The sequence below is a fragment of the Corynebacterium sp. HMSC074C01 genome (genome assembly GCF_001814605.1).
Classification (GTDB): domain Bacteria; phylum Actinomycetota; class Actinomycetes; order Mycobacteriales; family Mycobacteriaceae; genus Corynebacterium.
This window is the reverse complement of record NZ_KV817280.1, coordinates 102003-114548: the sequence shown is the minus strand read 5'-3', so window position 1 is coordinate 114548 and position 12546 is coordinate 102003. Positions and strand designations below refer to the sequence as shown.

Here is a 12546-nt window from a genome sequence, read left to right as displayed (position 1 = left end):
CACAGAGGCAAGTATTATGGCCACCGACTATGACGCACCGCGTCGCCGCGCTGAAGATGAGCTCGAGGCTGACTCCCTCGAGGGCTTGAAGGCGGCTGAAAATGACAACAATGGCATGGATGACGATGGCGAAATCGTCGAGGCTTTCGAGCCGCCGTCAGTAGACCTGACGGGCGAGGAACTCAACGTCACTGTCGTGCCGCGCAAGGAAAACGAGTTCACCTGCTCCGTGTGCTACTTGGTGCAGTCCAATAAGCGCCTGGACCATGAAGAAGACGGGCAGCCCGTCTGCATGGACTGCGCTTAGCTCATAGGGGTTCAGCCAATTAGCTGATCTAATGAGCTCCCTGGTTTTGCACGCAGCATTTAGGCCTTGGCAGCAGCGGCCTGTTCGGGAACGAAGGCCGTAAGTAGCTTGTCGGGATTCTTAGAGCCGATCAGCCAATAAGGTGTCGGGTCCTCTGGGTCATCGAGGACAAGCATCACATGTTCTGGCACCCAACCATGCGTCACGAGGAATGCAGCGGGATCGAGCTGTGGGCCCAACGCATTGCGACGCGCGGTGGCCGGCACCGCGGTGCTGCGGGAGACGACATCATGCGGCAGCTGCGCATCCTTCACAGTGAGCCACCGCGTGCCGTCGGCATCTTGTTCCACTTGCACCACCGTGTTGGACCAAGCTAAGAGAACCCACGCGGCGATGGCGCTGAGCAGAATAGCGGGGATGATGACCCACATGATTCCGCGGTTGAGGCTGACCGTGGCTGTAGAGATCGCCACAACGGCGGCCGCCATCAACCACCAGTGCCACGGCACCCACTGGCGCTCGCGGTAAAGGATGACGGGGGATTCGGCAGCCGTCGAGGGGGAAGCAGACGAAGAACTCGAAGTCATGGCTTCAGAGTCTAGTCGTCGGGGAAGGGGAGAACCCAACGCGCCGAGTAGACGCAGCCTCTAGGCCCCAGCCCGTGAGTAGGGCACGGCGGTGGCAAGGTAGGCTGGGCCGCGTGAATGAGCAACATCCCCTCGTAGATCCGGTAAGTCCTTTTGGTGAGATTCAGGTCAAGCGCCTTGATAAGGAGCTTCCGCTGCCGCAGCGCGCCCACCGTGGCGATGCCGGTGCGGATCTCTATGCTGCACACGATGTCACTCTGCGTCCCGGCGAGCGGGCTTTAGTTGGCACGGGTATAGCCCTTGCCCTGCCGATGGGCACGGTTGGCTTGGTCCACCCTCGCTCCGGCCTGGCAGCCAAGCACGGGATTTCCGTGGTTAACACACCAGGCACCATCGATGCGGAGTACCGCGGTGAGATTAAAGTCTGCCTTATTAATCACGACCCAGTAGAAACTTTTGAGGTTGAGCGGGGAATGCGTATTGCCCAGCTCCTTGTGCAACGCGTGGAGTTGGTGGGTTTCCGTGAGGTTGAGGAACTCGATGACACCGCTCGCGGTGAAGGCGGTTACGGCTCCACTGGCGTCAACTGACTCGAATAGACCGGTAACACACACGAATTAAGGAAGGCACTAACCATGGCGATGTGGCCCTTTGGCAAAAAGAAGAAGGACGAGAATAAGACAGAGGACGCGGGGAAGAACCCGGATGTCCGTCAGGACGAGGCTGTTTCGGAGGCAGCAGAGGCCGTGGACGATACCGTTGCCTCGGCTCCTGCCGATTCCAACGCTGGCCTAGTCCGGGAAGACAACGATGATTCTCATGGTGTTACCGGGCTGAAGGCCGTGGCACATGATGCCATCAACGGGGAGATGGGACCCTACGACGGCGATAACGTTGATATTGCCGAGTTCAACTTTGAGGATTTTTCGGTTGGTTTGCTGGACTTGGGTTCCATGCGTATCCCGCTGCCCAAGGGCTCGCAGGTCCAGGTGGAGATGGGCCAAGACGGCCCGCGCATGCTCCACATCCTTACCCCGCACGGCCGCATGACCCCCGTGGCCTTTGCCGCGCCGCGCACGCCAGGGCAATGGGCGGAATCTGCAGAGGATATCGTCCAAGGCTTGGAAGCCGATGGGTTTGCCGCGCACCCAGAGGACGGGCCTTGGGGATCTGAAATTGTTGGCTCCAGCGACAAGGGCGGTATCCGCATCATCGGCGTGGAGGGACCGCGGTGGATGTACCGATTGACCCTGGCTGCCCCGGCGGGCAAGGAAGAAGAGCTCGCAAAGCTGGGGCGTGAAGTCGTCGCCCGCACCTTCATCTATCGTGGTGAGGAGCCTATCCTGGCCGGAAGTTCGCTTCCTGTTATGCTGCCGCAGCGACTCGCTGAGCAAGTTCAGCAGGCCCTGAAGGAGCGCCAGCAGCAGGCCGCCGATGCAGACAACGCTGCAGCACCGGAGGCAGGATCAGCTACCGAGGGCGCCGAGAACGCCGCGGAAGCCCAAGCCCGCGAACAGTTGCGGGACCTCGAAGACAACGAGAAGAACTAGACCCTTAAACGTTGTTTTCTTTCCCCGGCACTAGCGAAAAGGATTCTTAGAACACGTGACCACCCCTACGCCTGAAGAGCACGATTTCACCGAGCGCGGCACCGACCCCAACCCCGCATATACCGCGGGGCCGAGTACCGATACGTCACCGCAGGCAAGGGCCGTGGTCCCAGATGCCGAGGCGGAACCATCGTTGCTCGAACAGATGGGAGGCCTGACTGGGCTCGTGTCTGCGACCTTGCCAGTGCTGGTTCTCATCCCAGTCAATAACGTTTGGGGTCTGGGACCAGCTCTGGCTGCGGCGCTCGGCGTGGCATTGGCCATCAGCCTGTGGCGTTTGGCCCGCAAGGAGACTCTGCAACCAGCTTTCTCCGGGCTATTGGGAGTGGCTATTTGCGCCGCCATTGCGTGGTTTACCGGGGATGCCAAGGGATACTTCCTTTACGGAATTTGGATGTCGCTCGTACTGTTCATCGTGGCGGTGATCTCCATCATCGTTCGTTGGCCGCTCGTGGGCGTGGTCTGGAAGGGCCTCAACGGCGATGACATGGGGTGGCGCACAATCCCGAAGGCTCGGCAGGCTTATGCCTTGGCAACGGCGGGGTGGGCCGCAGTCTTCATCGCCCGGTTCATAGTGCAGCGCGCGTTATACGACGCCGATGAAACCACCACCCTCGGCATCGTTCGCATCCTCATGGGGTGGCCGTTGACCGGAATCGTCACCATCCTGACAGTCTGGATGGTGCGCCGCGCCAACGCTGCTGTTGAGGAAGCGCAGGGCTCCGAAAATACTCAAGGAGAAAACTCATGACTAAGACTGAGCGGAACGCTGAGAGCGCAGCCATCACCAAAGGCCAGTCTTTCGATACCACCATCGAGCGCATGGGACACGGCGGTGTCGGAATCGGCGCAGCACCCGACGGGCGTGTGTGTTTTGTCCCCGGCGCCTTTCCCGGAGACCAGGTGACGGTAACCGCCACAAAGGTGAAGAAATCCTTCGTCGAAGCGGAAGTCAATGCAGTGCTCAAGGCAAGCCCTGACCGCGTTGAATCTGCGTGCCCGGCTGCGCAGCGAGGTGCAGGGTGCTGCGATTTCGCCGAGCTAGATTCCGCGGCGGAACCAGGCATCAAGGTCGCGGTTTTGCGGGACCAGCTGCGCCGAGTGGCTCGCCTCGAGGAGGTGCCCGACATTGAATCCATCGATGTGGCGCCCCAGCGTGGATGGCGCACGCGGGTGAGGTTGGGTGTCGACAAGCAAGGCCGTGCCGGCGTGCGCAAGCGTGGCTCCACGGAGCTGATTACGGATGTGGCCTGCAGCCAGCTGGCACCGGGCCTCGTTAGCGGTCTGGTGGGACCGGAGGCTCGCACATTTAGCCCTGGCGCGGAGGTCATCGCGGTTGTGGACAGCGACGGTAACCGGCACGTCGTGGAGACCCGGAAAGCGCCGCGCGGCCGACGCATCGAGACCATTCGGGAGGTCATTGAAGCCCCGACGCAGGACGTAGTTCAACGTGCAGATGGCCACGAGTTTCACTTTCCGCCCACCGCCTTTTGGCAGGCGCACATCGGCGCACCCGATACCTACACGCGCCTGGCACGCCAGTGGCTCGCGGCAGAGGCTGGAGAGAATAAACCTGCACAGGAATCCGAGGCCGCTGCAGTGGCTTGGGATCTCTATGGAGGAGTGGGGCTGTTTGTTCCCGCTCTTGCTGAAGTCACCGCACCTGAGGGCGGCCATACTACGGTGTATTCCGTCGACTACTCGCCGGCGGCCGCGGCAGCGCAGCCGGGGCTTGCGGACATTGATGTGCACTTCCGGACGGCTAAGGTGGAGCAGGCCGCAAGCCAGCTGCCGCGGCCAGCAACGGTTATTTTGGATCCCCCGCGTACCGGTGCGGGTGTTGAGGTGGTGGAGGCCATTGCTGCCGCGGCGCCGCAGCGCGTCCTTCACATTGGCTGTGACCCCGCGACGTTTGCACGTGATATCGCTGCATGGTCTGAGCACGGCTACCGTATAGAGCGTTTAGCCATGGTGAATGCCTTTCCGGGAACACACCATTTTGAGACCTTGGCGCTGCTGGTTCCTGCGGCATAAGGCAGGATGCATCCGCGGTGGAAGATCCCGGGGTAATGATTGACGTGTCACGTGTATAAGCGGGTACGGTGGTAGAGAAGAAAACGATCGATGAAGGGGTTTAAGGCAAGCTCTATGGGCATTCTGGATTCCATTCAATCACCAGGCGATCTCAAAGCCCTGAGCAAGACGCAACTGGTTGAGCTCGCGGCGGATATCCGCCAGCGCTTGATTGAGAAGGTGTCCGCTACGGGCGGTCACCTCGGGCCCAACCTGGGCGTTGTGGAGCTCACGGTGGCGATCCACCGCGTCTTCGATTCCCCGCGGGACCCCATCGTCTTCGATACCTCCCATCAGTCTTATGTGCACAAAATGCTCACCGGCCGTGCCAACCAGTTTGATTCCTTGCGCCAGAAAGGCGGCTTATCTGGGTACACGGACCGTGGGGAATCGGAACACGACTGGACCGAATCCTCACACGCCTCGGCAGCGCTATCCACGGTGGACGGCCTTTCCAAGGCATTCAAGATTCGTGGTGAATCGCACCGCAATGCTGTGGCGGTCGTCGGTGATGGTGCCCTCACCGGTGGCATGTGCTGGGAGGCACTGAACAACATCTCTGCGGATAAAGACCGCAACGTCGTCATCATCGTTAACGACAATGGCCGCTCCTATTCGCCGACCATTGGTGGACTTTCGGAGAACCTCGGGCGCATTCGTGCACAGCATGGTTATGACGAGTTCATGGAGCTGGGCAAGAAGCGCCTGAAGTCGATGGGCTGGGTGGGCGAGCGTACCTTTGATGCTCTGCACGCAGTCAAGGAGGGCGTAAAGTCCACCGTTCTGCCCACCGAGATGTTCCCAGAGCTGGGAATCAAATACATTGGCCCCATCAATGGCCACGATATCGACGCGGTGGTCCGGGCGCTGAGCTATGCCCGGGACTACGACGGTCCCATCATCGTGCACACCGTCACGGAGAAGGGGCATGGCTTTGCCCCGGCGGTCAATGAGCCGAAGGACCAGATGCACTCCACCGGAGCTATCGACCCGGTCACCGGTGTATCCAAGGGACAGAAGCAGCCGGGATGGACTGCGGCTTTTTCCGAGGAACTCATCAAGGCCGGTCATGCGCGCGAGGATATCGTGGCTATTACCGCTGCTATGGCGGGGCCGACGGGCCTTGCGCCCTTCCAGGAGGAATTCCCAGAGCGATTCTTCGATGTTGGCATCGCGGAACAGCATGCCATGGCCTCCGCCTCCGGTTTAGCGCTGGCAGGAATGCACCCAGTGGTGGCTGTGTACTCCACCTTCCTTAACCGTGCAGTCGACCAAGTTGTCATGGACATTGCGCTGCTCAAGCTGCCCGTCACCATCGTGCTCGACCGCGCCGGTATCACGGGCTCTGATGGCCCTTCGCACAACGGAGTGTGGGACATGGCGTTGATGAGCATCGTCCCGGGGATGCGCATTGCCGCACCACGCGATGGCGCTCGTCTGCGTGAGCTTTTCAATGAGGCCATTGCTATTGAGGATGGTCCCACGGTGGTGCGCTTCCCTAAGGGCAATCTCCTGGAGGACCGTGAGGCGATCAAGCGCCTCGATGACGGGGTAGATATCTTGCGCTATACCGATGCTGCCGAATCACCGACTGAGGCAACCGATGTGCTCATCGTCTCCGTCGGAGCGATGAGCGCTCGTTCCTTGGGTGCTGCCGAGTTACTGGAAGCACAAGGTTTCAACGTGACCGTCGTCGATCCGCGCTGGCCGGTACCAGTCCCGCAATCCGTTGTTGCGTTGGCGGCAGATCATGATCTTGTGGTCACGGTGGAGGACGGCCTCTTGCGGGGCGGCGTTGGTTCAATGGTTGCGGAGGCACTCGACGCCGCTGATGTAGATACCCCGGTGCATCGCCTCGGCGTGCCTGGTTGCTTCCCGAAGCATGCCAGCCGCGGAGAAATCCTCAAGGAATTCGGGCTGACCCCGGAGGGCATCGCGGAATCCGTGAATGAGTGGGTAGCTGCTCGGAGCTAAAAGCGCGGGGGAGCGGGGCGCTACCGCGCCAGTCCGCGACGCAGGAGCGGCGTGGACAGCTCCACCTGCCATTCGCGCGCGCCCTGGGAACGCAGGAAGTCGGGGATATCGGCGTCTGCTGCGATTTCGCCCGCCACACCGCCTTCAGGCCCGCAGGCCGCCCAGACTACAGTGCGGACCAAGCTGGGTTTGAGGATCAGTTCGTAGCTCATGCCCAGATCTTCACCGAGGTCTTCGAAATCACCACGGATCTCGGTATAGAGCTGCCATAGCTCGGGGAAATCCCGGTTAAAAACTGATTTGGAAGGAACCGGGTGTGGGCTGCGCAACGCCTTCGGCCACTGCTGGCGCGGGCTAGCAAGGGCGGTCTCGACGGCATCGAACCAGCGCAAGGTGGCGCCGCCGCGGCGGCGGGGGAAGCCTTTAACTTGATTGATTTCGTGCGGGGAACGGGGCACGCGGCGCGCGATTTCTACGATCACGCGGTGCGACAGCACTCGGTTCGGTGCGATGTCCTGGGAGCGGGCGATGGATTCGCGTCGCTGCCACAACTCACGAGCCACCGCGAGTTGCTCACGGGAGCGTAGAGAGGAGACGCCCTTAAGATCCCGCCAGGAACGAGGCTCGGGGCCAGTGATGCGGGCGTGGTCTTCGACAATCTTCTCAAACTCTTCATAAGCCCAGTCGAGCTTGTCCTGTTCCGCAAGAATATCTCGCAGTGTCACGGCGAGCTCGTTGAGAAGCTCGACGTCGAGCGCTGCATAATTGCGCCACTTCCGCGGGATGGGGGTTTCGGACCAATCGGAGTCGCCGTATCCTTTTTCCAGTTCAACGTCGAAAAGCTCCAGCACCATTGCGGCCAAGTTAGGGTGTGCGAAACCGGCGAAGCGGGCAGCCAGCTCAGTATCGAACAGTAAGCCTGGGTATAAACCTAGCCACGCTAGGCTAGGGAGATCGGAGGGGGCGGCATGGACCACCCACTCTTGTCCATTGAGCACCGGTGCGAGTGCTACGCGGAGCTCATCGCGGTGGTGCTCGGGGGCGAACAAGAACGTGCCCGCACCTTCTCGGCGGATTTGCACGAGGAAGGCGCGGTCATCAAAACGATAGGACGAGGCGCGTTCGGTGTCGATGGCAAATGGCCCAGTTCCCGAAGCTAAGCGGGCGGCACCGGCCTGAAACTCACGGGGAGAAAGCAGGACTTTCGGCGTTCCATCAACCGGTACCTGGCGCAATTCGCTCATCTTAGCGTCCGAGTTCGGCTACGCCCTCTGGTGGCAGACCAGCGACGAGGGAGAGGACTTGCGCAAAAGCTTCGACGTGTGGGGCGAGATCCAGGCCGGATGCGGTCCACGAGGCGCGCATTTCTAATTGGTAGGCGCGCGGTGGTCCGCCGATTTCGCCGAAACGAACGGAAGCGGTCGAGGTGACGGTGCCGCCCAAGTTCGTATGGGTAGCCTCGCGCACGTCGAGAGATTCAGTGAGCCATTCCCAGGCGACGTCGGGAAGCAGCGGGTCGCCGGCGACAGCATCGTCCAAGTCTGCCTGGATGTAGGCCACCAGGCGCATCGCCCCTTCCCAGGCTTCTTCCGCACCTGGGTCGTGCAGCAGGATGAGGCGGCCGAAGGCATCGCCTTCAGAGTCAGTAGGGATGAGGTCCCCGTGTTCTTTGCGCTCAACCTCGAGGCCGATGGCGTGGCTGAATGGGGCCAGGCGTTGCGGTGGGCGGATGGTGCCCAAGGTGATTTCTGGGCGCAGCTGTGCGGCATGGAGGGACTCGACGGCCTCTGTGAAGGCGGTCGGAGTGCTCGGCTCCGCAGGGCGCGATTCGGTAGAAGAGGCGGCGGCGCGATCGTGCAGGTTGGTCGGTGCCCCTGCGAGGTTGCGCGAAGAAACGTCGGAATTGCTCACGGGGATCAAGGTATAAGCTCCGCCCGTGTGGCGGTGGAAGGCGCGCCGAAAGGCTAGTGGCGCGCGGGGGCGCCTCCAACTTATGATGGATAAGAAACTCTGTCGGTTGAAAGAAGGAGAAAGGCATGTCGAAGGTCAACTTCGCCGAGCTCAACAAGGTCCAGCGCTATTCGCAGCACGCGGTTTTTCAGGTCATCCCGGGTGCGTTGGGAACGGAGCGCGAGGAGATCGTCGCGCAGGCGCAGAAGTTCTTCTCTGAGCTTGAGGAAGCAGGCGTGGTTACCGTGCGCGGTATCTATGATCTGTCCGGGATGCGGGAGAGCGCTGATTACATGATCTGGTGGCACGCGGAAGAATTCGCCGACATCCAGAAGGCCTTCGCGGACTTCCGCCGCGAGACCGTCCTGGGCCAGGTTTCTGAGGTGACGTGGGTAGGAAATGCTTTGCACCGCCCGGCAGAGTTCAACAAGTCTCACCTGCCGTCCTTCATTATGGGCGAGGAGCCCGGTGAGTGGATTTCCGTTTACCCCTTCGTGCGCTCTTACGACTGGTACACCATGGATGAGGAAAAGCGCCGCCGTATCCTCATGGAGCACGGTATGCAGGCGCGCGACTACCCGGATGTGCGCGCGAACACTGTGCCGGCCTTCGCACTGGGTGACTACGAGTGGATCCTGGCTTTTGAGGCCCCGGAACTGCACCGCATCGTGGACCTGATGTACCTGATGCGCTACACCGAGGCTCGCCACCACGTGCGCGAGGAGATTCCCTTCCACACCGGCCGTCGCGTGAAGGATGTGGCTGAGCTCATCGCGATCCTGCCTTAAAGGGGCGCGATTTTGCCGGAAGCCGGTTGAGGGTTTAGTCCTCGACCGGCTTTTCTTCTAGGTTGAGGCAGATGGAATTAATGCAGTAGCGCAGGTCCGTTGGCGTATCATAGCCCTCGCCTTCGAAGACGTGTCCAAGGTGAGACTCGCAGTTTGCACATAGCACTTCGATGCGGCGCATGCCCAGTGAATTATCCTCGCGCTCAATGATGGCGTCGCCGGCCAGAGGGGAGAAGAAGGACGGCCAGCCGCAGTGCGATTCAAACTTTTCCGTGGAGCGGAAGAGCTCGGCGCCGCAGGCTCGGCAGGAGTACACGCCCTCGGTGGTGGTGTTGGTGTATTCACCGACGTGCGGTGCTTCCGTTCCGGCCTCGCGCAGGACGCGGTACTCCTCGGCGCTTAGCCGCTTGCGCCATTCGGTATCAGCAATGAGCTTGAAATCAGTCATGCGGGGATTTTATCGCCCGCCTGAGGCTTTGGGCTAGCCCCTCGTTCCGCGGACCACCAGCCGGCCACGGAGGCGGCGCTCACCACAATGAGCAGTCCCCACCCAAGGGTGGCGATGAAGACGCTCATCCAGTGTGCGGCGGTGGGCATGCTTGTCGACGTCCATTCGAGCGGCGCCAAGAATAAAAATGCGGCCAACCATGCTCCCCACGTGCGGAAGACCGAGCGCTCGAGCATCACAGTAAACAGCATGGGGATAAGCCACATGGAGTAGTACTGCTGGCCTAAGGAAGAAAGGAAGAAGATTCCGACCATGATGGCACCACTGGTGCTCAGCGCCCAGAAGGTGGGCTCACTTTCGCGCCAGCGCAGCAGACCGAGGATCGCCACTGCGGCCAGGGCCGCGAAGAGCAACCAGATGGGGTAGTAGACGATGCCGGGGAGTTCGAAGTAGGCGCGCACACCCGGCCAGGAGGCGTTGGCATAATCGCGCGTGGTGGCCAGGTAGGGAAGAAGGTTGGCGCGGAAGCCCTCCACGCCCGGAACGAACGGCCAAGCCGCAAGGTTGCTCACCAGCGGTATGGCCACGCCCAAACCTACAGTGAGCCAGCGCTTGCGCACCAAGGCGAGGAAGAGCAGCGGGGCAAATTGCGGCTTGACCAAGATTGCCAGCCCGATGCACAAGCCAGCGGCCCACCCGTGTTTATCCAGCAAAGCCAGGAACGCCACCATCGCGAGCAGAAGCACGCCGTTGATGTTGGTAAAGACCAACGTGTTGATGACTGATTCGGTAGCGAAGGCTGCGGCGATACTGACCGGCCACAGCGGGCCTCGCAGGCTGTGGCCTACGAAGCGGGTCAGCACGGCCAAAGCGGCAATGATGGCGGCGGCGTTGGCCAGAATGAAGGCGATGCGCGCGTGTTCCTCGGACACGAGACCCAAGGGGGACAGGAGAACCGTGGCGCCTGGGTTATACAGGTAGAGCGGTTCGACGAAAGAATAGTTTTGCTCGTAGACCGGGGTGCCCTCCCACAGGTTCCGGATCGCGCGGTAGACGGTGCCGAAATCATCAGTCACCGTGCCGTTGAAGGCGAGCACGAAGATGCGATGAAAGACCAAGACGATGGCGGCGGGCCACGCGGCGGCCGTCCATAGTCGCGCAGGAGCTGAGAGTGAGGGAGCCGGAGAAGTCACGGCAGCACAGTTTACGGGGTCTGAGTGCGCCGGTAGCGCAGAAACACCGTGTTGGCGACGGCGGTGACGTTCTCCAGCTCGAGCTTAAGCGCGGGGGAGGTGGCCTCGCCGTTAACGACGGGCTTTTCGACGGAAGGGGATAGGTGCGGATCAAGCGTCAAATAAAGCTTGCCCACGAGGCCTTCTGCGATAAAGGCGGAGTAGACTGATGGTCCACCTTCGCAACTGATGCGGCGTGCGCCCTGGGCACGAAGAGCTGAAATAGCCTCGCTCATGGTTCCGGTACCTGTGCTGATGATTTCGGCACCAGCGTCGGCTAAGCGCCGTGCCTCGGGTGAAGATGCGCGTTCCTCCGGGGTGAGAACAACAGGGCCAGAGGCTATAAAATCTTCGAACCCGGCAAAGTCAAGGGAGTGGCTGAGTACAGCGAGGCGCGTGTTGCTCGCGGGCCCATAGGATTCTGCCTTCACCGTTGCTGAGCCCACCACGGTAACCTCGGCCCATTCGCGCAAGGCCGCGAAGAGCTCGGCGTCAGTGTCGTTGCCCATCGGACCTGAGGTTCCGTCGATGGTTGCGGATCCGTGGAGCGTACTCACGGCGTTGAGTCGGATGCCCTCACTATCAGGGCCAAGCAGCGTGTCGATGAGTGCGGTGTTGTCCATGTGGCCAGCGTACGTGGCCTAGGCTCAGACTCAAGTGCGAGCAAAAGTCTGGGTTAAGGATAGTCCGATAAACGAAAAAAGACCGCAGCTAGCTGCGGTCTTAAAGAGTGGTCCTAGCTGGGATTGAACCAGCGACCTTTCCGGTGTGAACGGAACGCTCTCCCACTGAGCTATAGAACCTCGGTGCAGAACTTAAAGTACACTGCGGTGATGGCAACCCCCTAATCGTCCAGCTCAACTAGGGTGAGCAGAGTTTGACGGAGCTTGTAGCTCAAGGTGGTGGCGCACGCCGGTGTGCTGTGTTGTCGAAGTCTCAATGACATCGATGTAATCTACCTGCTGCAGTGTGGCCTGCGAATAGTGCTGTGGGCTGCGGATTTGGAAACTGGGGCGGTGCACGATAAAGTTTCTTCTCGCACCACGGCATACCAGCCGGGAACGTGCAATGCGGATGTAGCGCAGTTGGTAGCGCATCACCTTGCCAAGGTGAGGGTCGCGAGTTCGAGTCTCGTCATCCGCTCCAAGACTTTCTTGATATCACGCTTATTGGTATCGATGAACGGAAGGTCTTGATAAATGCATAAGCGCGATTAGCTCAGTGGGAGAGCGCTTCCCTGACACGGAAGAGGTCACTGGTTCAATCCCAGTATCGCGCACAAGGACTTAGTCCTAGAAACCGGGCCTGGTTTCGAATGCGGATGTAGCGCAGTTGGTAGCGCATCACCTTGCCAAGGTGAGGGTCGCGAGTTCGAGTCTCGTCATCCGCTCCAGCACATGTAGTGTGTGAGGCGGTATCGCCACGGTGGAATGGCCGAGTGGTGAGGCAACGGTCTGCAAAACCGTGCACACGGGTTCGATTCCCGTTTCCACCTCAAGAGCTGGCACCCAATTCTGGGTGCAGTGAGCGCGTTTAGCTCAGCGGGAGAGCGCTTCCCTGACACGGAAGAGGTCACT

At 60.7% G+C, this 12546-nt stretch carries 13 protein-coding genes and 6 tRNA genes (1 of these 19 cut by a window edge); 12 read left to right on the top strand and 7 right to left on the bottom strand.

Going from position 1 to position 12546, the window contains the following annotated elements; genetic code table 11:
• The first annotated feature begins 16 nt into the window (after nt 1-16).
• Nucleotides 17-307 carry a DUF4193 domain-containing protein gene (locus HMPREF2978_RS07160; RefSeq protein ID WP_070446770.1) on the top strand — a complete coding sequence of 97 codons (291 nt, stop codon included), beginning with the start codon at nt 17-19 and terminating at the stop codon, nt 305-307.
• 59 nt (nt 308-366) lie between these two features.
• Here the strand turns inward: HMPREF2978_RS07160 and HMPREF2978_RS07155 are convergent, their stop codons facing one another.
• The gene (locus HMPREF2978_RS07155; protein ID WP_070527279.1) at nt 367-894 is read right to left on the bottom strand and encodes a DUF3093 domain-containing protein; all 528 of its coding nucleotides are present in this window, start codon (nt 892-894) and stop codon (nt 367-369) included.
• Nucleotides 895-1007: 113 nt separating this feature from the next.
• On the opposite strand from HMPREF2978_RS07155, the gene dut reads away from it, so the two are divergent.
• The 5 genes from dut to dxs all read left to right on the top strand — a co-directional run bounded on the left by dut (nt 1008) and on the right by dxs (nt 6551).
• Entirely contained in the window at nt 1008-1484 is a 477-nt protein-coding gene (gene dut / locus HMPREF2978_RS07150; protein WP_010190213.1) for a dUTP diphosphatase, read from the top strand.
• 45 nt (nt 1485-1529) lie between these two features.
• Nucleotides 1530-2444, top strand: coding sequence for a DUF3710 domain-containing protein (locus tag HMPREF2978_RS07145; RefSeq protein ID WP_070527282.1), 915 nt, complete (start codon nt 1530-1532; stop codon nt 2442-2444).
• 55 nt (nt 2445-2499) lie between these two features.
• Entirely contained in the window at nt 2500-3255 is a 756-nt protein-coding gene (locus HMPREF2978_RS07140) for a DUF3159 domain-containing protein (RefSeq protein ID WP_070527285.1), read from the top strand.
• Nucleotides 3252-4538, top strand: coding sequence for a class I SAM-dependent RNA methyltransferase (locus tag HMPREF2978_RS07135; protein WP_070527288.1), 1287 nt, complete (start codon nt 3252-3254; stop codon nt 4536-4538). The genes HMPREF2978_RS07140 and HMPREF2978_RS07135 overlap by 4 nt, the downstream gene beginning before the upstream one ends.
• Nucleotides 4539-4652: 114 nt before the next feature.
• Nucleotides 4653-6551 carry a 1-deoxy-D-xylulose-5-phosphate synthase gene (gene dxs, locus HMPREF2978_RS07130; RefSeq protein WP_070744800.1) on the top strand — a complete coding sequence of 633 codons (1899 nt, stop codon included), beginning with the start codon at nt 4653-4655 and terminating at the stop codon, nt 6549-6551.
• 20 nt (nt 6552-6571) lie between these two features.
• On the opposite strand, the gene HMPREF2978_RS07125 is transcribed toward dxs, so the two are convergent.
• Nucleotides 6572-7795: an HRDC domain-containing protein gene (locus HMPREF2978_RS07125; protein WP_070744798.1), complete on the bottom strand. Its 1224-nt coding sequence runs from the start codon at nt 7793-7795 to the stop codon at nt 6572-6574.
• Between the two features lies 1 nt (nt 7796).
• On the bottom strand, nt 7797-8411 hold the full coding sequence (locus HMPREF2978_RS07120; protein ID WP_070527607.1) for a DUF3000 domain-containing protein: 615 nt from the start codon (nt 8409-8411) through the stop codon (nt 7797-7799).
• Between the two features lie 176 nt (nt 8412-8587).
• Between HMPREF2978_RS07120 and hemQ the strand changes: the two genes are divergently transcribed.
• Nucleotides 8588-9289, top strand: a complete 702-nt coding sequence (hemQ, locus tag HMPREF2978_RS07115; protein WP_010190203.1) for a hydrogen peroxide-dependent heme synthase — start codon at nt 8588-8590, stop codon at nt 9287-9289.
• A gap of 34 nt (nt 9290-9323) precedes the next feature.
• Here hemQ and msrB read toward each other — a convergent pair whose 3' ends face one another.
• The 4 genes from msrB to HMPREF2978_RS07095 all read right to left on the bottom strand — a co-directional run bounded on the left by msrB (nt 9324) and on the right by HMPREF2978_RS07095 (nt 11772).
• A complete protein-coding gene (msrB, locus tag HMPREF2978_RS07110) occupies nt 9324-9737 on the bottom strand; it encodes a peptide-methionine (R)-S-oxide reductase MsrB (RefSeq protein WP_070744796.1) in 414 nt (137 codons plus the stop codon).
• Entirely contained in the window at nt 9734-10930 is a 1197-nt protein-coding gene (locus tag HMPREF2978_RS07105; RefSeq protein WP_070744790.1) for a glycosyltransferase family 87 protein, read from the bottom strand. The genes msrB and HMPREF2978_RS07105 overlap by 4 nt, the downstream gene beginning before the upstream one ends.
• An 11-nt stretch (nt 10931-10941) precedes the next feature.
• Nucleotides 10942-11592, bottom strand: a complete 651-nt coding sequence (locus tag HMPREF2978_RS07100) for a dihydrofolate reductase family protein (RefSeq protein ID WP_070744789.1) — start codon at nt 11590-11592, stop codon at nt 10942-10944.
• Between the two features lie 108 nt (nt 11593-11700).
• Nucleotides 11701-11772, bottom strand: a tRNA-Val gene (locus tag HMPREF2978_RS07095).
• Between the two features lie 267 nt (nt 11773-12039).
• Between HMPREF2978_RS07095 and HMPREF2978_RS07090 the strand changes: the two genes are divergently transcribed.
• From HMPREF2978_RS07090 to HMPREF2978_RS13335, 5 genes are all read left to right on the top strand, one after another.
• Nucleotides 12040-12115: transfer RNA gene (locus HMPREF2978_RS07090), tRNA-Gly, on the top strand.
• Nucleotides 12116-12176: 61 nt separating this feature from the next.
• Nucleotides 12177-12248, top strand: a tRNA-Val gene (locus tag HMPREF2978_RS07085).
• 38 nt (nt 12249-12286) lie between these two features.
• Nucleotides 12287-12362, top strand: a tRNA-Gly gene (locus HMPREF2978_RS07080).
• A 31-nt stretch (nt 12363-12393) separates the two neighbouring features.
• Nucleotides 12394-12464: transfer RNA gene (locus HMPREF2978_RS07075), tRNA-Cys, on the top strand.
• A 32-nt stretch (nt 12465-12496) separates the two neighbouring features.
• Nucleotides 12497-12546 (top strand) — tRNA-Val (locus HMPREF2978_RS13335); it runs 128 nt beyond the window's last position.

What these genes read in the sequence shown, in the direction of transcription:
- HMPREF2978_RS07155 (WP_070527279.1), bottom strand. Translation starts at nt 894, where the DNA reads ATGACTTCGAGTTCTTCGTCTGCTTCCCCCTCGACGGCTGCCGAATCC.
- HMPREF2978_RS07135 (WP_070527288.1), top strand. Translation starts at nt 3,252, where the DNA reads ATGACTAAGACTGAGCGGAACGCTGAGAGCGCAGCCATCACCAAAGGC.
- hemQ (WP_010190203.1), top strand. Translation starts at nt 8,588, where the DNA reads ATGTCGAAGGTCAACTTCGCCGAGCTCAACAAGGTCCAGCGCTATTCG.
- HMPREF2978_RS07100 (WP_070744789.1), bottom strand. Translation starts at nt 11,592, where the DNA reads ATGGACAACACCGCACTCATCGACACGCTGCTTGGCCCTGATAGTGAG.
- msrB (WP_070744796.1), bottom strand. Translation starts at nt 9,737, where the DNA reads ATGACTGATTTCAAGCTCATTGCTGATACCGAATGGCGCAAGCGGCTA.
- HMPREF2978_RS07125 (WP_070744798.1), bottom strand. Translation starts at nt 7,795, where the DNA reads ATGAGCGAATTGCGCCAGGTACCGGTTGATGGAACGCCGAAAGTCCTG.
- dxs (WP_070744800.1), top strand. Translation starts at nt 4,653, where the DNA reads ATGGGCATTCTGGATTCCATTCAATCACCAGGCGATCTCAAAGCCCTG.
- HMPREF2978_RS07160 (WP_070446770.1), top strand. Translation starts at nt 17, where the DNA reads ATGGCCACCGACTATGACGCACCGCGTCGCCGCGCTGAAGATGAGCTC.
- HMPREF2978_RS07145 (WP_070527282.1), top strand. Translation starts at nt 1,530, where the DNA reads ATGGCGATGTGGCCCTTTGGCAAAAAGAAGAAGGACGAGAATAAGACA.